Here is a 21735-nt window from a genome sequence, read left to right on the forward strand (position 1 = left end):
TCGCATCCGCCCACCAGGGAGTCCGCCGTGCTCATCACCCTCACCTCGACCGCGCCCTCGGCGTCGGACCTCAGCCACCTGCTCCGCAAGCACCCGGCGAAGGCGCAGTCCTTCGACCTCGCGGTCGGCACCGCGCACGTCCTCTACCCGGAGGCGACCGACGAGCGGTGCACGGTGGCGCTGCTGCTGGAGGTGGATCCGATCGCGCTCGTCCGCTCCTCGCGCTTCCGGAGCTCAGGTGCGTCGAGCATCGCGCACTACGTGAACGACCGGCCCTACGCGTCGTCGTCGATGCTCGCGGTCGCGCTCGGGCACGTCTTCCGCACGGCGATGGGCGGCCGCAGCGAGACCTTCCCCGAGCTCGCGGCGAACGCCCTCCCGCTCCGCATCACGGTCGCCGCCCTGCCCGCGCGCGGCGGCGCCGACCTCGTGCACGCGCTGTTCGCGCCCCTCGGCTGGCGGGTGGAGGCGACGCCCGTGCCGCTGGATCCCGCGTTCCCCGACTGGGGCGACTCCCGCTACGTCGACCTCGTGCTCACGGGCGAGGTCCGCCTCGCCGACGCGCTCCGCCACCTCTACGTGCTGCTGCCCGTGCTCGACGACGGGAAGCACTACTGGGTGTCCGACGACGAGGTCGGCAAGCTGATGCGCGCCGGCGACGGCTGGCTCGCCGAGCACCCGTCGCGCGACCTCATCACCCGCCGCTACCTCGCGCACCAGCGCGACCTCGTGGGCGAGGCGGACGAGCTGCTCGACGCGGGGTCCGATGCGCCCGCGGACACCGCTCCCGCCACGGATCTCCCCGCGCCGCGCTCCCCCTCGCTCGCCCGCATGCGCGCCGAGACGGTCCACGCCGTGCTCACGGAGCTCGGTGCCCGCACGGTCGCGGACGTGGGCTGCGGATCCGGCGCGCTGCTGCGGCACCTGGTGGCCGATCCCGCGTTCACGACGATCATCGGCACCGACGTCTCCGCGTCCGACCTCGAGGCCGCGGCCCGTCGCCTCGACCTCCGCGAGGCGAGCGACCGGGTGCGCGAGCGGATCCGGCTGCTGCAGTCGTCCGCGACCTACGAGGATCCGCGCATCGCCGGCCTCGACGCGATCGTGCTGATGGAGGTGATCGAGCACGTGGATCCCGACCGGCACGCGGCCCTCGAGGCGAGCGTGTTCGGATCCGCGTCGCCCGCCGCCGTGATCGTCACGACGCCGAACTCCGAGCACAACGCCCTCTACCCGGGCCTCGCCGCGGGCGCCCTCCGCCACCCCGACCACCGCTTCGAGTGGACCCGCGCGGAGTTCGCCGCGTGGGCGGACCGCGTCGCCGACCGCTTCGGCTACCGCGTGGAGGTGCGGCCCGTCGGCGACGCGGATCCCGTCCACGGCTCCCCCACCCAGCTCGCCCTGTTCCGGAAGGCCACGCGATGACCGAGTCGATCCTCCCGGACCCGCTGCCCATCCCCCGCATGTCGCTCGTGCTGCTCGTCGGCGCGAGCGGATCCGGCAAGTCCACCTTCGCCCGGAAGCACTTCGGCCCGTACGAGGTGCTGTCGAGCGACGTCTTCCGCGGCCTCGTGTCGAACGACGAGAACGACCAGAGCGCGACGTCGGCCGCCTTCGAGGCGCTCCGGCACGTCGCCGCGCACCGCCTCCGCCGCGGGCTGATGACCGTGATCGACGCCACGAACGTGCAGCCCGAGTCGCGGCGGTCCCTCGTGCAGCTCGCCCGCGACCACGACGTGCTGCCCGTCGCGATCGTGCTCGACGTGCCGGTCGGCGTGTGCGTGGAGCGCAACGCAACCCGCACTGATCGCTCGTTCGGCGCCTCCGTCGTGAAGCGCCAGCACGACCAGCTCCAGCGGTCGCTGAAGGGCCTCGGCCGCGAGGGCTTCCGCAGGGTGCACGTGCTCCGCGGCGTTGACGAGATCGCCGCCGCGCGCTTCACGGTCGCGCCGCTCCTCAACGACCTCCGCCACGAGCGCGGGCCCTTCGACGCCATCGGCGACGTGCACGGCTGCCGCGCGGAGCTCGAGACGCTGCTCGGGGAGCTGGGCTACGAGATCCAGCGCGACGAGCGGGGTCGGCCCGTCGACGCCGCGCACCCGGAGGGCCGCCGCGTGGTGTTCCTCGGCGACCTCGTGGATCGCGGACCCGACACCCCCGGCGTGCTCCGCCTCGCGATGGGCATGGTGCGCGCGGGCCACGCGTTCGCGGTGCCCGGCAACCACGAGGACAAGCTCGTGAAAGCGCTGCAGGGGAAGAAGGTGCGGATCGCGTACGGGCTGGCCGAGTCGCTGGCGCAGCTCGCCGAGGAGGACGACGCGTTCCGCGCCGACGTCGAGCGCTTCTGCCGCGAGCTCGTCTCGCACCTGGTGCTCGACGGCGGTGACCTCGTCGTCGCGCACGCGGGCCTGATCGAGGCGTACCAGGGCCGCGCGTCCGGCCGCGTGCGCGCCTTCGCGCTGTGGGGCGACGCCACGATCGGCGAGACCGACGAGCACGGCCTGCCCGTGCGGCGCGACTGGGCGCTCGACTACCGCGGATCCGCGACGGTCCTCTACGGGCACGTCGCCGGCGTCGGCACCGAGTGGGTCAACGGCACCATGTGCCTCGACACCGGATGCGTCTTCGGCGGCGAGCTCAGCGCCCTCCGCTGGCCCGAGCGGGAGGTCGTCTCCGTGCCCGCCGAGCGCGTCTGGTCGGAGCCGACCGTGCCGCTCGGCCGCCGGTACGCCTCGTCCGCCGCCGCATCCGGTTCGGGATCCGCCGCGGACGACGAACGCGCCCCTGGCCTCCTCCGCATCGACGACGTGCTCGGGAAGCAGGTCGTGGAGACGCGCGCCTTCGGCCCGGTCGGGATCCGCGAGGACGCCGCCGCAGGCGCGCTCGAGACCATGAGCCGCTTCGCCGTCGACCCGCGGCACCTCCTCTACCTGCCGCCCACGATGAGCCCGCCCGCGACCTCGTCCCGCGACGACGTGCTCGAGCACCCGGCCGAGGCCTTCGAGGCGTACCGGCGCGACGGGCTCGAGCGGGTGATCTGCGAGGAGAAGCACATGGGATCCCGCGCGGTCGTGCTCCTCACCCGCGACCCGGCCCGCTTCGACGCGCCCGCGGGCTGGCGCGGCGTCGTGCACACGCGCACCGGCCGCCCGTTCTTCGACGCCACCGACACGGATGCGCTGCTCGCCCGGCTCGACGCCGCCGTGGAGAAGGCCGGCCTCTGGGAGGAGATCGACACGTCGTGGCTGCTCCTCGACGCGGAGCTGCTGCCGTGGTCGGTGAAGGCCGGGCCACTGATCCGCGACCAGTACGCGTCCGTCGGCGCCGCCGCGACGGCCGCGCTGCCCGCCGCCGTCCGCACGCTCGAGCAGGCGGCCGCGTCCGGCATCGACGTCGCCGACCTCCTCGACCGCACGCGCGCACGCGCCGCCGACGCGGAGGCGTACGTCGCCGCGTACCGGCGGCACGCCGCGCCCTCCGCCGGCCTCGACGACGTGCGCCTCGCCCCGTTCCAGCTCCTCGCCACCGAGGGCGCGACCCACCTGGCGCGCGAGCACTCCTGGCACCTGGCGCTCGCGCGGCGGCTGGCGGTCGCGGATCCGGGCCTCGTGATCCCCACGCGCTCCCTCGAGGTCGACCTCGCCGACCCGGAGTCTGAGGCAGCCGCCACCCGCTGGTGGCAGGAGCTGACCGACGCGGGCGGCGAGGGCATGGTCGTGAAGCCCGTCGCGGGTCTCGTCCGGGGACGGAAGGCGCTCGCGCAGCCGGGCATCAAGGTGCGCGGCCGCGAGTACCTGCGCATCGTCTACGGCCCCGACTACACGGAGCCCGCGAACCTCCGCCGCCTGCGCGACCGCGACGTCGGCCACAAGCGGTCGATGGCGCTCCGGGAGTACGCGCTCGGCGTCGAGGCGGTCGAGCGCGTCGTCGCGGGCGAGCCGACGTGGCGCGTCCACCAGGCGGTCTTCGGCGTGCTCGCGATGGAGTCCGAGCCGGTGGATCCGCGGCTGTGACGCCCGCCCCGTGTGGACGCTCCGGCGCCGCGCGGGCCGTCCACGGCTAGCCTCGCGGGATGCCCGCCGCCCCCGCCGCCCGATCCGGCGGGGTGCGTGCGGTCACCCGCGCGGGGCACGTCCTCGCGTCGATCGCGATGGGGATCCTTCTGGCCGTCCTCACCGTGGGCATGACGCTCGACGGATCGCTCCGCGACCTCGACGACCGCGACTAGGCATCACGCCCCGCCGCGGTTCCCCTCGAGCGTGAAGGTGAAGACGTCCTCGTCGAAGGCGCTGTAGCCCGCGTAGTCGAGGAGCTCGTACAGGCGGGCGCGGGTCTGCATCTCCGGCACCTTGCCGGCGAGCGTGCCCTCCTCCAGGATCGCGTCGAGGCCGCGCTCGGCGGCGCCCATCGCGAGGCGCAGGAGCGACACCGGGTAGATCACGATGTTGACGCCCACGTCCGCGAGCTGCTGCGTCGTGAACAGCTCGCTCTTCCCGAACTCGGTCATGTTGGCGAGTATCGGCACGTCCACCGCGGCGCGCATCGCCTCGAACTCGGCGAGGTCGGCCATCGCCTCAGGGAAGATCGCGTCGGCGCCGGCGTCGACGAGAGCGCGCGCCCGGTCGACCGCGGCGGCCATGCCGTCGACGCCGCGCACGTCGGTGCGGGCCATGACCAGCAGGTCGGGGTCGCGGCGGGCGTCGACGGCCGCGCAGATCCGCTTCAGCGCCGTCGACTCGTCCACCACCTGCTTGCCGTCGAGGTGGCCGCAGCGCTTGGGGTTCACCTGGTCCTCGATGTGGAGGCCCGCGACGCCGGCGTCCTCGAGCATCTGCACGGTGCGCGCGACGTTCATCGGCTCGCCGAAGCCCGTGTCCGCGTCCACGAGGCAGGGCAGGTCGGTGACGCGCGCGATCTGCTGCGAGCGCCCGGCCACCTCGGTGAGCGTGGTGAGGCCGATGTCGGGGAGGCCGAGATCCGCGGAGAGCACGGCGCCGGAGATGTAGACGCCGTCCATGCCCTTGTCCTGGATGAGGCGGGCCGACAGCGGGTTGAACGCGCCCGGCATCCGGAGCAGCTCGCCGGTCGCGAGCCGCTCGCGGAAGGCGCGGCGCTTGGCGGCGGAGGTGAGGGCGGAGTGCAGCACTAGAGGAGTCCCTTCGGGGAGCCGGCCTGATCGAGCAGGCCCGGCCGGGCGGTCACGGTGAGGCCGGCGAGCTCGTCGGCGGTGAGCTCGGGCAGGCGCTCGACGAGCGCGAGGAAGCGGTCGACCTCGCGGTCCTCGAGCACGCCGTCGGCGAGCGTGCGGAGCTTGGCCACGTAGTCGGCGCGCGCGAACGGCCGGGCGCCGAGCGGGTGCGCGTCGGCGACGGCGATCTCGTCGACGATGGTCGAGCCGTCGGTCAGGCGGATCTCCACGCGGCCGCCGAACGCCTTCTCGGCCGGATCCATGGAGTGGTACCTGCGGGTCCACTCCGGGTCCTCGGTCGTGGTGACGCGGCGCCAGAGGTCCACCGTGTCGGGGCGGCCGGCGCGCTCGGGCGCGTACGAGTCGACGTGGTGCCAGGCGCCGTCCTGCAGCGCGACCGTGAAGATGTACGGGATCGAGTGGTCGAGCGTCTCGCGGCTGGCGCGCGGGTCGTACTTCTGCGGGTCGTTGGCACCGGATCCGATCACGACGTGCGTGTGGTGCGACGAGTGGATGAGGACGCGGTCGATCGCGTCCGCGTCGGCGAGCACCGGGTGGGTGTTGTGCAGGCGGCGCGCGAGGTCGATCCACGCCTGCGCCTGGTACTCGGCCGAGTGCTCCTTCGTGTACGTGTCGAGGATCGCGCGCTTGGCCTCGCCGGGCGCGGGCAGCGGCACGTCGTACCCGGCATCGGGGCCGTCGAGCAGCCACGCGATCACGCCGTCCTCGCCCTCGTAGATGGGGGTGGGGCTCGTCTGGCCGCGCATCGCCCGGTCGATCGCCTCGACGGCCATCTTCCCGGCGAACGCGGGCGCGTGCGCCTTCCACGTGCTGATCGCGCCCTTGCGCGACTGCCGCGTGGCGGTCGTGGTGTGCAGGGCCTGGCCGATGGCCTGGAAGACGGTCTCCTGATCCAGGCCGAGGAGCGTGCCGATGCCTGCGGCGGCCGACGGGCCGAGGTGCGCGACGTGGTCGATCTTGTGCGCGTGCAGGCTGATGGCCTTCACGAGGTCGACCTGGATCTCGTAGCCGGTCGCGATGCCGCGGATCACGTCGGCGCCCGTGAGCGCGCGGCCGTCGGGGCGGCCTCCAGCTGCGGCGTGCTGCGCGGCGGCGAGGATCGGCGGGATGTTGTCGCCCGGGTGCGAGTACTCGGCGGCGAGGAACGTGTCGTGGTAGTCGAGCTCGCGCACGGCCACGCCGTTCGCCCAGGCCGCCCACTCGGCGCTGACGCGGGTGGCGGGATCCGCGCCCACGACGGTCGCGCCCGCGCCGCCCGTGGACGGCCCGTGCGCGAGGGCCTGCGCGCGCGCCGCGACGACGGGTGCCCGGGTGAGCGAGGCGGTCGCGACGGCCGCGTTGTCGATGATGCGGTTGACGATCATCTCGGTGACCTCGGCGTCGACCTCGACCGGGTCCGCGGCGACGGCGGCGATGCGCCCCGCCAGCTGCTCCCCGGGAGGCAGGGCCTCGTCGCTGCGGTGGACGCGGACGCGGTGGATCTGCATGCTCTTCCTCACGGTCGGGCGCCTGTCGCGGAGGGCTCGTGGCCCCGTCCGCGCGGCACCGGTCCAGCGTATCCACCGGCGGGCCCGCCATACGCTGGAGCGTGCTCACCGTCACCCCGGAGTCCCCCCGCCAGGGCGACGTGCTGCCGCTGCTGCGGCAGGCCGACGACTTCGCGCTCGCCCTCTACCCCGCCGAGAACTACCACGCGCTCGACGTCGGCGACCTCGAGCGGCCCGGCGTCACGTTCCTCGTCGCGCGCCACGACGGCCGCGCGGTCGGCACGGCGGCGGTCGTCGACGGGGGCGACGGATCCGCGGAGCTGAAGCGCGTGTTCGTCACGGACGCGGCGCGCGGCCTCGGCGTGGGGCGCGCGCTGCTCGTCGCCGCGGAGGAGCGGGCGCGCGAGCTGGGGGCTCACGTGATGCGGCTGGAGACCGGCCTGCCGCAGACCGCCGCCATCGCGATGTACGAGCGCGGCGGGTATAGGCACGTGCCGCGGTTCGGGCCGTACGCGGCGGATCCCACGAGCGTCTGCATGGAGCGGGACCTGCGGGAGGCGCCCGGGCCGCTCCCCCGCTGGATCCTCCGCCCCGCCCTCCCGGACGACGCGACCTGGATGGCCGAGCTGCGCGCCGTCGTGCTGCGGCCCGACCTCGAGCGGCTCGGCCGGTGGGATCCGGTGCGGGTCCGCCGGCGCTTCCTGGACAGGTGGGCACCCGAGCGCACGTGGGTGATCCGCGTCGGCGGCCGCGACGTCGGCCTCATCGCCTGCCGCGACGAGCCCGACGCGCACTGGATCGAGCACTTCTACCTGGATCCCGCCCTGCACGGCGCGGGGATCGGCGGCGAGGTCCTGCGCGACCTCATGGCCCGGCACGGCGACGGCCGCCCGTTCCGCCTCGACGTGTTCCAGGGCAGCGCCGCGCGGCGCCTCTATGAGCGGGCGGGGTTCCGCGTCGAGCGCGAGGACGCTGTGGACGTGTGGCTGGTGGCGCTTGGCACCCGACCCGCGGGATCCGCCTCGCCGTAACGTGGGATCCACACCGCGAAGGAGCACGCACATGGAGCACACCCGACTCGGCAGCACCGGCCTCCAGGTCAGCCGCCTCGCCCTCGGCTGCATGACGTATGGCGATCCCGCCCGGGGCATGCACTCCTGGACCATGGACGAGGAGGCGTCGGCGCCCTTCTTCCGCCAGGCGGTCGAGCTCGGCATCACGTTCTGGGACACCGCCAACGTCTACCAGCAGGGCACCAGCGAGGAGTACGTGGGCCGGGCCATCCGGCGCTTCTCCCGGCGCGAGGACATCGTGCTCGCGACCAAGGTCTCCGGGAGGATGCACGACGGGCCCGGCGGGTCCGGCCTGTCGCGGGCCGCGATCCTCGAGCAGGTCGACGCGTCGCTCCGTCGCCTCGGCACTGACCACATCGACGTCCACTACCTGCACCGCTTCGATCCGGAGACCCCCGTCGAGGAGACGATGCAGGCCCTCGACGACGTCGTCCGCGCGGGCAAGGTCCGCTACCTCGGCGCCTCGTCCATGCACGCGTGGCAGTTCGCGAAGCTGCAGCGGGCCGCGGCGGTCAACGGGTGGACGGGCTTCGCCGCGATGCAGGACCAGTACAACCTCCTCAAGCGCGAGGAGGAGCGCGAGATGATCCCGCTCTGCGCCGACACCGGCGTCGGCCTGACGCCGTACTCCCCGAATGGCAAGGGCCGGCTCACCCGGCCGCGCGGCGCGACCACCGCGCGCTCGGCGACGGACAAGGTCGCGGAGGCGTTCGACACCGACGCCGACGGCCCCGTCATCAACGCGGTCGAGCAGGTCGCCGCCGAGCGCGAGGTGCCCATGGCCCGCGTCGCGCTCGCGTGGGTGCTCCGGAACCCGACGGTCGCCGCGCCGGTGATCGGGGCGACCAAGCCGCACCACCTCACCGACGCCGTCGCCGCGCTGGAGCTGGAGCTGACCGACGACGAGGTCGCCCGGCTCGAGAGCCCGTACGTGACGCAGCCGCCGTTCTGGTGGTGACCGCACGCCCACCGGCGGCAGCGCCCGGGACCCAGCAGGTGATCCCCGCCTGAACCGCCTAGCCCTCCGGGTGCAGGCCCGCGTCCGCCGCCCCGGTCCGCCACGCGGCGAAGTGCACGGTGAGTCCCTCCCGCGTCGGGGCGCAGCACATCGGGCCGGCGAACGCCGCGGCATCGGGATCGAGGGGCGCCACCCGCACGAGACCCCACGGCTCGTCGTCCACCCGGGCGCGGATCGTCAACGCGTCGCCGGAGCGGCTGGCGCGGATCGTGACGAGTCGGCCGCGCCAGTCGGGGACGGGCGCCAGCGACCAGTCGGACATCCCGCGGGTGACGACCGCGCCGAGACCGTCCTCGCCGTCGCTGCGCTCGACGCCGGCCTTGATCCACGTGCTCTCGTCGACGCGGACGAAGATGCCGGCCTGGTCGAACTGGGCGGAGAGGTCGAGCCGGAACGACACCTCCATCGCCGCGCCCTGCTCGAACGGCACGAGGAGGGCGTGCTCGGTGTCGTGCACGAAGCCGTAGGAGGTGATGCGCCAGGCGTCGCTCCCCTCGACGGCGGTGACGCGCATGCCGTCGTCGGCGACCGCCACGTGGGCGGGTGCGTTGGTCCAGGAGCCGCTGTTCCAGTCGATGTCGTCCATGCTGCCCAGTCTGGCCCGCGGGAGCGCCTGGATCGCCGACCTCGGGACTGGCTCCCGCTCCGCGCCGCCTCATCGGCCGCCGTCCCCATCCGCACCGCGAACTGGGTGCGGTGCACGTCCTCGTACCGGCCGCCCGCGGCCAGCACCTCCTCGTGCGTGCCACGCTGGACGATCGCGCCGTCCTCGACCACGAGGATCAGGTCCGCGTCGCGGATGGTGGACAGGCGGTGCGCGATGACCAGGGCCGTCCGGCCAGCAGGAGCCGCGCGATGGTCATCCGCTGACGCTCGCCACCGGACAGCCGGTAGCCGCGCTCCCCCACCATGGTGTCGAGCTGGTCAGGCAGGGAGCGGATGAGCGGCTCGAGCCGCGCCAGGCGCAGGTTGGACAGGACCGTGTCGTGGAACAGGCGAGCGCGGAGCCCCCTGGCGGCCGGACCCGGACGTCATGACAGCGGCCGACGCCGCCGCCAGTGCACGGGCCGACTCGACGACGGCCGCCCGCCGCCAGGAGCCGTCGCCGGACTCGACGGATGCGGACGACCGCACAGGGCTCCCGCACCAGGCGACGCAGAGGCGGAGCAGGGCGGCCAGGTGGCCGGCGTAGACGCCGCCGGCCCCCTCGGGGGGCACCTGACCGTCCCGGATCCGCCGCACGTCCGCGGCCACCCCGAACGCGTCGAGGGCCATCCCCGGCCCGTGCCGTGACTCCAGGGCGGACCAGGCGATCAGACGCGCGATGTCGGGGTCCGCGTCGAGGAGGTCGAACAGGCGTCCCGCGAAGTCGGGGAGCTCCCCCGCCGCGAACGGGAGCGCGGCGACGGGAGTCGTCACGTGCCTCTCCATCACGGCGAGGAACAGGCCTTCCTTGCCCCCGAAGTAGTTGTAGATGCCCTGCTTGCTGATCCCTGCCGCGTCGGCCACCCGGTCCACGCGGGCACCCGCCAGGCCCTTGGACGCGAACTCCCGGAAGCCGGCCAGCAGCAGGCGCTCCCGGGTCTCGGCGCTGTCACCCAACGGATCCCCCGGGAGGGAGGGGCGCTCCCCTCCCTCCCGGCCGCGGCGTGACGCACCGGCGGAGGGGCCTCATCCCGCGGAGGTGGCGAGGGCGGATCCGGACAGCCCGGACTCGGCCTCCTCGATCACGGTCGCCGCGGGCACGTGCGTCCGCACGGGACGCACGAAGACCGCCGCGAGGACGGCGACCGCGACGGCGACGACCCCGGCGACGATCAGCGCGGAGTGGAGCCCGCCGACGAACGCGCCCTGGGCGACGGCCCGGCCGGCCGCGTCGAGGCCGGTGGGGATGATGCCCTGGGCGACGCCCTCGGATCCGGCGACATCGAGCGCCCCGAGTCGCGACGCCGTCCCCGCCGACACGACGGCGGCCAGCACCGCGGTGCCGAGGACGCCTCCCAGCTGGAGCGCGGTCGCCTGCAGGCCGCCGGCGACCCCGGCGAGCTTCACGGGTGCGCTGCCGACGATCGCCTCGGCGCCCGAGGTCATGACCATGCCCACCCCGAGGGCGAGGACGACGAAGGGGATCGCCATGCCGATGTACGGGGAGTCGAGGGAGATGCCGGTGAGCGCGAACAGGGAGATCCCGACCAGGGCGAGCCCCGATGCCATGGTGACGCGGATCCCGAGCTTGCTGACGAGGGCCGCTCCGATGGGCGACGCGATGATCGACACCCCGCTCAGCGGGAGGAGCATCACCCCGGCCGTGAGCCCCTGCTCCCCGCGCAGGTTGAGCAGGAAGAGGGAGAGGAAGAACGTGACGCCGAACAGGGCGAAGAAGTTGGCGCCGACCGCCAGGGCGCCGACGGTGATGGTCGGGTCACGGAACAGCCCCATGGGGAGGAGCGGGGCGGCCACCCGGTTCTCGACGAGCACGAAGGCGACCAGGAGCAGGAGACCGACGAGCAGTACCCCGAGGGTCAGGGGGCTGCCCCATCCCCAGCCCTCGGACTGGACCACGGCGAGCACGATCGCGAACAGGCCGAGGGCGAGGAGCACGACGCCGGCGAAGTCGAACCGCGCCCTCCCGGGAGCCGTGCTCTCCTTCAGCACGGACATGCCGAGGATCAGACCCACGACGGCGATGGGGGCGTTGATGAAGAAGACGGACTCCCAGCCGAGGGTTCCGACCAGCAAGCCGCCGAGGATGGGTCCTGCGGCGATGGCGACGGAGGAGACCCCGCCCCAGATGCCGATCGCGACGCCGAACCTCTCCCGCGGGAACGTGGCGCGCAGCAGCGCGAGGGTCTGCGGCATCAGGAGGGCGGCGCTCAGGCCCTGGAGCGCGCGGAAGGCGATGACGCCCTCCGTGCTCCCGACCAGCCCGATCGCGACCGAGGTCACCGCGAACGCGGCGACGCCGATGAGGTACATGCGGCGGCGGCCGAAGCGGTCGCCGAGCTTCCCGCCGAGGATCAGGAACACGGCGAGCCCGAGGAGGTAGCTGTTGGTGATCCACTGGAGCTCGGCGAAGTCGGTGCCGAGCGACTGCGCGATGGCGGGGTTCGCGATCGAGACGACGGTGCCGTCGAGGCCGACCATGAAGAGGCCGAAGCAGACCGCCGCGAGGGTCAGCGCGGGATTGCCGCGGAGGGGACGGGAGCCCCGGGGGGACGTCGAGGGGGAAGAGGACATGGTGGTGGTCTCCGATGGGGTGGGACGGGTGCGGGCTGGGCATGGCGGACCCCTCCGCCTCACGGTCACGACGACGGGACGAGGGCGGAGCGCGACGGCGGGCGCGCGGAGGATCCTCCCGGGTGGGAGGCGCGCGCGTCCCGCCTAACCGGGACCGGCCGTGGGGCCCGCGGTCCGGCCGCTCACGGCCCGGGGGCTCATCGCCGGGATGAGCCACTGCGTCACGACGCGACGCAGCTCATCGCCCTCGAGCGGCTGGCCGCTGACGAGCGCCCGGTCGATGATGACGGAGGAGATCACGCGGCTGGCGACCGCCGGGTCGATGCCGTCCGCCACGCGCGACTGCTGCTGCAGGGAGCGGATCGCGGTGGCGATCGCCTCGTGCTGGGGGGTGACGAGGTGGGTCGACACGGCCTCGGCGATCCGCGGTTCCGCCCTGCTCGCCTCGTGAAGCGCGAGGAGGAGGCGCCCGTTCCGCCCGCGCGTGACCGACACGACGGCTTCCGCGATGTCGGTGAGCGCGTCGGCGGACGAGCGCTCGAGGGGCTGTTCTGGGACCGGCACGAGGGTCACGTCGGCCGCGACGGCGCAGATGAGGTCGGTCTTCGTCGGCCAGGACTTGTAGATCGTGGCCTTGGAGGCGTGGGCCCTGGCGGCCACCTTGTCGATGGTCAGCGCGGCGTAGCCCTGCTCGATGAGCATGTCCGTGGCAGCGTCCAGGACGGCGCGGACGCGCGCGGGACGAGCCGATGGAGAGGGCAGGGACACATGTGTACTGTACCGTACAGTTCTGTCGCTCGGGACCACGGGCGATCTGCGGGGGCAGCGTGGCGTGGACGGCCGCCGCGCGACCGCCCACGCCACGTGGGCTACTTCACCGTCAGCGCCGAGGTCACCGCCGTGTCGATGGAGGATCCGACCGTGACCTCGTAGCTCCCGGGCGACGTCACCCACGCCTTCGCCCCCTCGTCCCAGTGCTGGAGCAGGTGCATGTCCGCCAGGTCGGACGCGGAGAGCAGCATGTCGACCCACTTCTGCTGCCCCGGCTGCAGGGTCACGCGCTGCCAGGCGACGAGGCGCTTCGACGGCTCCCCCGCGGCGTCGGGCAGGGCGACGTACGCCTGCGCGACCTCCGTCCCGGGGCGGTCACCGGTGTTGGTCACGCGGACGCGGATCCGGACGAGCTTGTCGCCCTTCGCCGAGTTCGAGGTGACCTTCGCGTCCGTGTAGGCGAAGTCGGTGTAGCTGAGCCCGTGCCCGAACGGGAAGAGCGGGTCGATGCCCTGCGCCTCGTACCAGCGGTAGCCGACCTGGAGGCCCTCGCTGAAGTCGACCTGTCGGATCTCCTGGCTTCCTGCGGGGCGGGTGGTGGATCCGTCGGCGAACACGCCCGGGTACTGCGCGGGGGTGCTCGTCGGGGTGTCGGCGAGCGACCTCGGGAACGTCATGGGCAGCTTCCCGGAGGGGTTGACGTCGCCGAAGAGGAGGCCAGCGACAGCGGGACCGCCCTGCTCTCCCGGGTACCAGGCCTCGAAGACGCCCTGCACGTCGTCGACCCAGGGCATCTCGACCGCGCTGCCGGTGTTCAGGACCACGACCGTGGAGTCGTTGACCGCGGCGACCTGCTCGATGAGCGCGTCGCCTCCGCCCTGCAGACGCAGATCGGGGATGTCGTTGAACTCCCCCATGCGCTGGTAGCCGAACACGATGGCGACGTCAGCCGCCGCCGCGTCGGCCGCGACGCTCGCCGGGTCCGTGCCCGGGTTGAAGGTGACGGTGGCGCCTGACTTCGCGGCGCGCTCGCGGATGGCGGCCTCCGGGGACACGATGTCCTCGCACGGGAGGGTGTTCCGGAGCGGCCCGGCGCCGAAGCGGATGGACATGCTGCAGACGGACGATGCGCTGATCCCGTCGGTCGGCGTCGTCGACGCCGTGGGACCGAAGACCGCGATCCTCGTGCCGGCCTTCGTCGTCAGCGGCAGCACCCCGTCGTTCTTGAGCAGGACGGTCCCCTGCTCGGCGAGCTGCCGGGCGGTGGCCTTGTGCTGGGCGGTGGAGGCGTCCGCCTTCGGGGTGGTCGGAAGCAGGGTGTCGAACAGCCCGCCGCGGATGTAGCCGGCGATGACGCGCGTCGCCGCGGCCTCGATCTGCTGCTGGGTGATCTCGCCCGCGGCCAGCGCCGCGTCGAGCTTCTCGGGGGTGTACCAGATCGGCCGGTTGAGCTCCTGGTCGAGGCCGTTCACGAGCGACGCGGCCGTGGAGTGCACGGCGCCGAAGTCGGACATGACGAAGCCGTCGAAGCCGAGCTCGCCCTTGAGGGTCGAGTCCAGGAGGGGGTTCTCGCAGGCGTAGGCGCCGTTGATCTGGTTGTAGGAGCACATGACGCTCTCGGGCGCGCTCCGCTTGAGGGCGATCTCGAACGGCAGGTCGTAGATCTGCTTGAGGGTGCGCTCGTCGACGTTCGAGGAGCTGGTCGTGCGGTCGAGCTCCTGCTCGTTCGCGAGGTAGTGCTTGAGGTTCGAGATGACGGGCTTCTTCCGGTTCCCCTCCTCGAGCCCGGTGACGGTCGCGGCCGTGAGCAGACCGGTGAGGACGGGATCCTCGCCGAAGTACTCGGGCGTCCGGCCGGCGAGCGGGGTGCGGCCGCTGGCGAGCCCGGGCCCGAGGACGCCGTTCTTGCCCTTGTCGAACGCCTCGGCCCCCATCTCGGCGCCCTTGGTCTGCGCGAGCGCGGTGTTCCAGCTCGACGCGATGGCGATCGGTGCCGGGTACGCGGTGACGCCCTCTCCGGCGCGGACGCCGTCCGGACCGTCGACGTAGGTGATCTGCGGCGTGCAGTCGAGCTGGGCCGGGTACAGGACGCCGCCGAAGTCCGTCTGCCGCGGGTTGTTCGCGGGCTGCTCGACGAGCCACCTGTACTTCTGGTGCTGGCTGCTGGCAGCCAGCAGCGCCGCGGCGCGCTTCTCGGGGGCCTGGGTCTGCTTCATCCAGGGCGCCCTGAGGCAGTCGGCCGCTTCCGCGGGAGCGGCGTCGATGGTCGTCGCGACCGCGGGCACGAGCAGCGCGACGGCCGTCGCCGCGGCGACCACCCATCTGCGTCGCCGTGCTCCGGGTCGTGATGCGGGGGTCTCGTGCATGGGGTCCCTTCCCTCGTCATTGAGAGTGAGCGCACTTGAAGCGCTGCAATGTCCGGAGATTATTCCCTGGGTGGGGGACGCGTCAACGGCGCGGAACGCCGGATGCCGCCCGTGCGCGGCTCCCGGGGGACTCGCCGAATCGACCCTCTGGATGCTCAAGCTGACGGAGTCTTCGAGCGATGTCCGCATCGCACGCACCGCGCCGTCCGTCCAAGGGCGGGGGCGCGAGGGTTGACGTCCTGGGCAGTCCTCCCTACAGTTCGAGGCACTTGAAGCGCTTCACCCGCGCCCAGCGCTCCGGCTGCCCGGAGTCCGTGATTCGAAGGAGAATCCCTTGCGCCCACCTGCTGCCCGTGCCCGGAGGAGGGCCTACGCGACGACCGCGGCCGTGGCCATCGCCGTGGGGTCGTTCGCCCTCCCCGCCCACCCCGCGGTCGGAGCCACGGCCTCCGGTCCGTCCGTCTCCGTCACCTACAGCTCGTCCGACGGGAGCGACGAGCTCGCGAAGCAGGACGACCTCGCCTTCGCGCCCATCAGCGGCGCCGGCATCACGACCATCGGCGTCGATCCGACGACGACGGGCCAGACGCTGGACGGGATCGGCGGATCCCTCGAGTCGTCGAGCGTTTACAACATCACGCAGCTGTCGCCGGGGAATCGCGAGGCGGTCATGCGGGCCCTCTTCGATCCCGCCACCGGAAACCGGTACGACCTGATGCGCCTGTCGTTCGGCTGCCCCGACTTCTGCGCCGAGGACTTCTACACGTACGACGACCTGCCCGACGGCGAGGTCGACCCGGAGCTGGAGGGGTTCTCCATCCAGAAGGACATCGACGCGGGGATCATCGACGTCGCCCAGCAGGCGCTCCGCATCAACCCGGACGTCGAGTTCTTCGCATCCGCGTGGAGCCCGCCCGCCTGGATGAAGGAGAACAAGAGCCTGAACAACGGCGGCTCCGTGCTGCCCGAGTACTACCCGGCGCTGGCCGACTACTACCGCCTCGCGATCGCGGCGTACGCGGAGCAGGGCATCCCGATCACGGCCGTGACGGTCGCCAACGAGCCGCTCGTCGTGCCGGACTACCCGTCGTCGTCGTGGACGTGGGAGCAGGAGCGGGACTTCATCCCGCATCTGCGTCAGGCCCTCGACGAGGTGTCGCCGGAGACCGAGATCTGGATCCAGGACGACAACTGGTGGACGACCTCGCAGTTCGAGAACATCCTCAAGGACCCGGTCGTCGGCCCGATGGTGGACGGCGTGGGCGTGCACGACTACGACGACGGCGACGTCACGCAGGCGACGGGCATCGTGGACCGGTACCCGGGTGTCGAGGTGCGCCTCACCGAGCGGTCGTACTACGACGTCAAGGGGATGGACCGCCTCGTGCAGCTGTTCCGCAACGACGTGAGCAGCTGGACGTACTGGCTGACCTTCCTCGACGAGGACGGCCTCCCCAACGCGGGGCCCCTGGACGGCGATTCGTTCCCCCAGCAGATCGGCGCGCCGCACGGCGACCTCGACTCCTACTACCTCGATCGGGACTACTACCTCTACGCGCAGTTCTCGCGCTTCCTGGACAACGGGGCCGTCCGCATCGCCAGCGACCCCGGATCGGCCGGCACCGTGACGAACGTGGTGTTCCGCAATCCCGACGGGGAGCACGTCGCCGTGGTCGTGAACCAGACGGACTACGACCAGCAGTTCCGGATCGCGACCTTCGACGGCCAGGCGGTGGACACGCTCCCGGCGGCCACGGTCGGCACCTACACGTGGACACCGGAGGCCGAGGCGCTGCCCCGCGACGGGTGGACCGCGAGCGCCAGCCTGCAGGAGTGGGGCGCGGCCTCGATGCTCGACGGCGACGCCGGCACGGCGTGGCGGAACTTCACCGCGCAGGCCGCGGGTCAGAGCATCACGCTCGACATGGGCGGCCGCACGGCCATCGACCAGCTGACCCTCGACTCGGGGACGATTGAGGGCGGCGCCAGCTCCGACGACTGGCCGCGAGGCTACGAGGTGGCAGTCTCCGACGACGCGTCCACGTGGAGCGAGCCGATCGCGAAGGGGCGGGGCACCAAGAGGTTCACGAACATCGCGTTCCCCACGGTCGACACCCGGTACGTCCGGGTGACCCTCACGGCCGCGGCGCCCGCCGCCTACTGGTCGGTCGCGGAGCTGCATGCCTTCGCCGGAGCGCCCGTCGATCCGTCCGTGACGGTGACCACGGACCCGGCCGCACCCCAGGGCGCGAACGGCTGGTTCACCGACGCCCCCGTGCGCGTGTCGCTCGAGCTCCAGCAGGGATCGCGAGCGGGGACGCTCGAGTACGCCGTCGGGGACGCCTGGACCCCGTACGCGGGACCGATCACCGTGGACGAGGACGGAGCGCACTCCCTCAGGTACCGCGTCCTGCGTGACGGCGCCGAGGTCCCCGCGGCCGCGGGGTCGGTCCGGGTGGACATCGATCGCGTCGCGCCCGTCGCGTCCGCGGCCCTCGACGCGCCGTCTCGCGCGGTCTCGATCAGCGCCACGGACGCCGGTTCCGGCATCGCCTCGGTGGAGTACCGGGTCGGCGACACGGGTCCGTGGACGCCGTACTCGGCGCCCGTCCCCGTCGGCGCCGGGGCGGCCACGATCGGCTATCGGGCGACCGACGTCGCGGGGCTCGTCTCGCCCGTCGCCCGCATCGCCGTCCCGTCCGCGTCGGCGGGTGTCGTGCAGGTCTCCGCCGTCTCGCGATGCGTCGGCACGAAGGCGTACGTGACGGTCACCGCCACGAACACCTCCACGGCGAAGTCGAACATCACGCTGAGGGCCCTGAGCGGGAAGCAGCAGTTCTGGAACGTCGCCCCGGGACGGACCGTCTTCTACCCCGTCAGCTCCACGAAGTCGTCGGTCGCCGCAGGGACGGCCTCCGTCACCGCAGTCGCCTCCGCCAAGGGGTCCGTGGCGTCGACCGTGACCGCGCCCTACGCGGCCATCGCCTGCAAGTAGCCCACCCTCCTCGCCCTCCCGCCCTCGAACATCGGAGCTCTCATGAACGGATCAGAAGCCTCTCGTGCCATCTCGCGTCGGACGGTCACGGCCGGCCTCCTGGGAGGAGCCGCCACCGCCGCTGCCACCGCCCTGAACCCCGGCACCGCCGCCCGCGCCGCGGGCGAAGGCGGCTGGATCACCGTCTGGGAGGACGGCTTCGGCGGCGGCGCCCTGGACACCGGGTCCTGGAGCGCCATCGTCGGCGGCGGGCAGACCGACCTCCGTGACCAGCAGTACAACGACGCGGGGATGGTCTTCCTGGATGGACAGAACCTCGTCCTCAAGGCGCGGAAGGAGCCCACGAACGGGTTCGCGTACCGCGCCGGGAGCATCACCACGCGCGGCAAGCGCGTCCTGGGACCGCATGGGCGCCTGACCACCCGGCAGTACCTCACGACGGGCACCGGCGTCGGGGTGGGCGTCTGCCTGTTCGGCGAGGACATCGACGCCGTGGGCTGGCCGCAGTGCGGGGAGATCGACGCCACGGAGATCGCCCTGGGCCGCCCCGGCGCCCCGTTCGGGTCGATCCACGGGCCGGGGTACTCCGGCGCGTCGCCCATCTCCGGGACCTACACCGGTCCGCTCGACTCCCTGGCCGGCCGCTGGGTCGAGCACACGCTCGAGTGGTCGTCGTCGGAGATCACCTGGGCCATCGACGGCCAGGTGTACCACTCCGCCACGCCCGCGGATCCGCGCGCCGCCGGCGGCTGGCCGTTCGACCAGCCGTTCTTCGTGCAGATCGTCGTCACGGTGGGGTCCTGGGCGAGCGGTGACGTGGATCTCGCGGACTGGCCGGTCGCCGCCGACGGGGTGCCCGAGTTCAGCGCGGTCATCGACCTCATCCGCTTCGAGCAGCGGACGGCCTGACGGGCGAACGCACCGCGAGGCGGACCACGGGTCCCGCCTCGGCGGCGAGGGCCGGCGCTCGCGAGCGCCGGCCCTCGTTCACGTCGTGACGAGGACCTGCGCCACGACCGCCGTGAAGGAGTGCTCTCCCGGGCCGACCGCGTGCGTCGAGCCGTCGGGCAGCAGGACGTCGCCGGTGGTGCCGACGGGCAGCGTCACGGTGAGGTGCATCTCGGTGCCGACGATCCGCCAGGAGGACGACGCCGATCCGTAGGGCGAGAGATGCCGCGCGCTCGCGTGCGTCAGCCCGCCGCCGGGCCGGGGGGCGAAGCGGATGCGTCGCCAGCCGGGTGCGGCGGGCGCGAGCCCGGCTATGGTGCCGTGCATCCAGTCGGCGACGGCGCCGAGCGCGTAGTGGTTGAAGCTCGTCATCTCGCCGGGGTTCACGGTGCCGTCCGGCAGCATGCTGTCCCAGCGCTCCCAGATCGTCGTGCCGCCCATGCCGACCGTGTAGAGCCACGAGGGGCAGGACCGCTCGAGCAGCAGGTCGTACGCGGTGTCCGCGTGGCCGGTCGAGGTGAGGGCGCCGGTCACGAGCGGCGTGCCCGCGAACCCGGTGGCGATGCGGTTGCCGGCCTCGCGGACGAGCTCGGCGAGCCGGTCGCCCGCCCGCTCGGCGGCGTCGCCCGCGACCAGGCCGAACTCGATGGCGAGCGAGTACGCGGTCTGCGCGTCGCTCGTCATGGTCCCGTCCGGGAGGACGTAGGCGCGGCGGAACGCGTCGCGCACCTCCTCGGCGACGCGCGCGTAGTGCGCCGCGTCGTCGTCGAACCCGAGGACCTCGGCGGTCCGGGCGAGGTGCAGCGTCGACTGCGCGAGGTACGCGGTGGCCACGAGGTAGCGGTCCGTGGAGGCGTCCGCCGGATCCTCCGGCGGTGCGGCCGGATCCAGCCAGTCGCCGAGCTGGAAGCCCTCGTCCCACAGCCGGTCGGCGCCCGCGAGGGAGACGATGAGGTCCACCCACGCCTTCGCCGACGGGTACTGCCGCGCGAGGACGCCGGCGTCGCCGAAGCGCTCGTACAGCACCCACGGGGTGAGGACGGCGGCGTCGCCCCAGACCGCGCCCGGCTCGATGGGCTCCCAGGACGGACCGCCCGGGATGCGCGGGATGAACCACGGCACCGTGCCGTCGGGGAGCTGCTCGATGGCGAGGTCCTGCAGCCAGGATCCGAGCATGCCGGAGCAGTCGTAGAGGAACGAGGCCGTGGGGGCGAAGACCTGGATGTCGCCGGTCCAGCCGAGGCGCTCGTCGCGCTGGGGGCAGTCGGTGGGGATGTCCACGAAGTTGCCGCGCGTGCTCCAGAGGACGTTGTCGTGCAGCCGGTCGAGGTCCGCGTCCGAGGACGCGAACCATCCGGTGCGCTCCATGTCGGTGTGGCAGACCAGCGCCCTCACGGTGGACGCGTCGAAGCCGTCCGGCGCCCCGGTGATCTCGGCGTAGCGGAACCCGTGGATGGTGAAGCGCGGCTCCCAGGTCACGGGTCCGGTGCCGGCGAGGGTGATGCTGTCCTCGGCGGCCGCGATGCGCAGCGTGCGGCGGTAGAGCTCGCCGTCCTGGATGACCTCCGCGTGACGGAGGGTGACGACGTGCCCGGCCGAGCCGTCGACGGTGACGCGGAGCCGCCCGACGAGGTTCTGGCCGAAGTCGAGGAGCAGCGCGCCGGATCCGGTGCGGCGGACGTCGACGGGGGCGAGCTCCTCGGTGCGGCGCACGGGCGGCTGCTCCAGCGCGACGAGGGTCCCCGGGTCACGCGCGCCGACGGCGACGGGCGTCCACTCCCCGCCGGTCGATGCGGGCGTCGACCACGCGGGGTCGTCGAGGCGCTGGTCGTACCGCTCCCCGTCGTAGAGGCCGCTGGAGGTGAGGGGGCTCGGGCTGGCCTCCCAGGAGGCGTCGGTCGCGACGCGCTGGACGGTGCCGTCGGCGAGGGTGATCTCGAGCTGCCCGATGAAGGAGAGGTCGGTGCCGTAGAGGTCGTGGTAGCCCCCGTTGAAGCCGAGCCGGCCGCGGTACCAGCCGTCGCCGAGCCAGGCGCCGATGGCGTTGTCGCCCTCGACCAGGAGGTCGGTGACGTCGTAGGTCCGGTAGCGCAGCCGGGACGCGTAGGAGGTCCAGCCGGGCGCGAGGACGTCGTCGCCGACGCGTGTGCCGTTGACCTCGGCCTCGAACACGCCGTGGGCGGTGGCGTGGAGGCGGGCGGAGGCGATCGGCGCGTCGACGTGGAACCGCCGCCGCACGCGCGACGGGCGGCGGTCGGTGCCGGCCTCCTCCGGCCAGCTGCCTCCCACGGGGGCGGCCGACCAGTCGGACGGCTCGAGGAGCCCGGTCTCGAGGGCCGTCGGCGCGCTCCACTCGCCCGCCGTGCCGTCCTCGCCGTGGAGGCGGATCCGCAGGGCGACCCGATCGCGGCTGCCGAGCGCCGGGAACGGCCAGGGCACGAGCACCTGGTCGGGCGACCCGACGAGCGCGTCGAGGGGCTCGTCGGTGCCGCGCTGGAGCTCGATCTCGTAGGCGGCCTGCCGCCAGTCGTCGGCGGCGTCGCTGCGCCAGCTCAGACGGGGCGTCGCGGTGCCGACGCCGAGCGGTTCGCGGAGGTGCTCGACGCGGATGGGGCCCTCGATGCGCGCCAT

Annotated in this window: 15 protein-coding genes and 1 pseudogene; 7 read left to right on the forward strand and 9 right to left on the reverse strand. The window is 73.2% G+C overall.

The genetic code is table 11. The features are described 5' to 3' along the window. Positions 1-27 precede the first annotated feature (27 nt). Genes NL142_RS12345 through NL142_RS12355 form a run of 3 tightly spaced genes read left to right on the forward strand, consistent with a single transcriptional unit; the run spans position 28 to position 4228 of the window. The gene (locus tag NL142_RS12345; RefSeq protein ID WP_435079899.1) at positions 28-1425 is read left to right on the forward strand and encodes a 3' terminal RNA ribose 2'-O-methyltransferase Hen1; all 1398 of its coding nucleotides are present in this window, start codon (positions 28-30) and stop codon (positions 1423-1425) included. Further along, positions 1422-4013, forward strand: coding sequence for a polynucleotide kinase-phosphatase (locus NL142_RS12350; RefSeq protein WP_435079901.1), 2592 nt, complete (start codon positions 1422-1424; stop codon positions 4011-4013). Before NL142_RS12345 ends, NL142_RS12350 begins: the two co-directional genes overlap by 4 nt. Before the next feature lie 59 nt (positions 4014-4072). Next, positions 4073-4228: a hypothetical protein gene (locus tag NL142_RS12355; RefSeq protein WP_160444712.1), complete on the forward strand. Its 156-nt coding sequence runs from the start codon at positions 4073-4075 to the stop codon at positions 4226-4228. 3 nt (positions 4229-4231) lie between these two features. On the opposite strand, the gene prpB is transcribed toward NL142_RS12355, so the two are convergent. Together prpB and NL142_RS12365 are read right to left on the reverse strand one after the other, a co-directional pair. Then, on the reverse strand, positions 4232-5146 hold the full coding sequence (gene prpB / locus NL142_RS12360; protein WP_435079904.1) for a methylisocitrate lyase: 915 nt from the start codon (positions 5144-5146) through the stop codon (positions 4232-4234). Next, the gene (locus NL142_RS12365; protein WP_435079906.1) at positions 5146-6696 is read right to left on the reverse strand and encodes an MmgE/PrpD family protein; all 1551 of its coding nucleotides are present in this window, start codon (positions 6694-6696) and stop codon (positions 5146-5148) included. The genes prpB and NL142_RS12365 overlap by 1 nt, the downstream gene beginning before the upstream one ends. Before the next feature lie 101 nt (positions 6697-6797). On the opposite strand from NL142_RS12365, the gene NL142_RS12370 reads away from it, so the two are divergent. Both NL142_RS12370 and NL142_RS12375 read left to right on the forward strand, forming a co-directional pair. Continuing rightward, positions 6798-7727 (forward strand): GNAT family N-acetyltransferase, encoded by a 930-nt coding sequence (locus NL142_RS12370; protein WP_435079908.1) that lies wholly within the window; start codon positions 6798-6800, stop codon positions 7725-7727. 31 nt (positions 7728-7758) lie between these two features. After that, entirely contained in the window at positions 7759-8727 is a 969-nt protein-coding gene (locus NL142_RS12375; protein WP_435079910.1) for an aldo/keto reductase, read from the forward strand. 58 nt (positions 8728-8785) lie between these two features. Here the strand turns inward: NL142_RS12375 and NL142_RS12380 are convergent, their stop codons facing one another. The 6 genes and pseudogenes from NL142_RS12380 to NL142_RS12405 all read right to left on the reverse strand — a co-directional run bounded on the left by NL142_RS12380 (position 8786) and on the right by NL142_RS12405 (position 15161). Next, complete coding sequence (locus NL142_RS12380) at positions 8786-9373, reverse strand: DUF1349 domain-containing protein (protein ID WP_435079912.1); 588 nt, start codon at positions 9371-9373, stop codon at positions 8786-8788. 62 nt (positions 9374-9435) lie between these two features. Next, positions 9436-9782, reverse strand: a pseudogene (locus NL142_RS12385) (ABC transporter ATP-binding protein); the annotation flags it as partial. Next, positions 9712-10389, reverse strand: a complete 678-nt coding sequence (locus tag NL142_RS12390; RefSeq protein WP_435079914.1) for a TetR/AcrR family transcriptional regulator — start codon at positions 10387-10389, stop codon at positions 9712-9714. The gene NL142_RS12390 and the pseudogene NL142_RS12385, both read right to left, overlap by 71 nt. Positions 10390-10458: 69 nt before the next feature. Continuing rightward, entirely contained in the window at positions 10459-12024 is a 1566-nt protein-coding gene (locus NL142_RS12395; protein ID WP_435079916.1) for an MFS transporter, read from the reverse strand. A gap of 144 nt (positions 12025-12168) precedes the next feature. Then, entirely contained in the window at positions 12169-12978 is an 810-nt protein-coding gene (locus NL142_RS12400) for a TetR/AcrR family transcriptional regulator (RefSeq protein WP_435079918.1), read from the reverse strand. Further along, a complete protein-coding gene (locus tag NL142_RS12405; RefSeq protein ID WP_435079920.1) occupies positions 12894-15161 on the reverse strand; it encodes a beta-glucosidase in 2268 nt (755 codons plus the stop codon). The genes NL142_RS12400 and NL142_RS12405 overlap by 85 nt, the downstream gene beginning before the upstream one ends. A 388-nt stretch (positions 15162-15549) precedes the next feature. Between NL142_RS12405 and NL142_RS12410 the strand changes: the two genes are divergently transcribed. Together NL142_RS12410 and NL142_RS12415 are read left to right on the forward strand one after the other, a co-directional pair. After that, positions 15550-18156, forward strand: coding sequence for an OmpL47-type beta-barrel domain-containing protein (locus NL142_RS12410; RefSeq protein ID WP_435079922.1), 2607 nt, complete (start codon positions 15550-15552; stop codon positions 18154-18156). 42 nt (positions 18157-18198) lie between these two features. After that, positions 18199-19065, forward strand: coding sequence for a glycoside hydrolase family 16 protein (locus NL142_RS12415; RefSeq protein ID WP_435079924.1), 867 nt, complete (start codon positions 18199-18201; stop codon positions 19063-19065). Positions 19066-19143: 78 nt separating this feature from the next. Here the strand turns inward: NL142_RS12415 and NL142_RS12420 are convergent, their stop codons facing one another. Further along, positions 19144-21735: a family 78 glycoside hydrolase catalytic domain gene (locus NL142_RS12420; protein ID WP_435079926.1), complete on the reverse strand. Its 2592-nt coding sequence runs from the start codon at positions 21733-21735 to the stop codon at positions 19144-19146.

The organism is Clavibacter quasicaliforniensis (assembly GCF_051201715.1).
Classification (GTDB): Bacteria; Actinomycetota; Actinomycetes; order Actinomycetales; family Microbacteriaceae; genus Clavibacter; species Clavibacter seminis.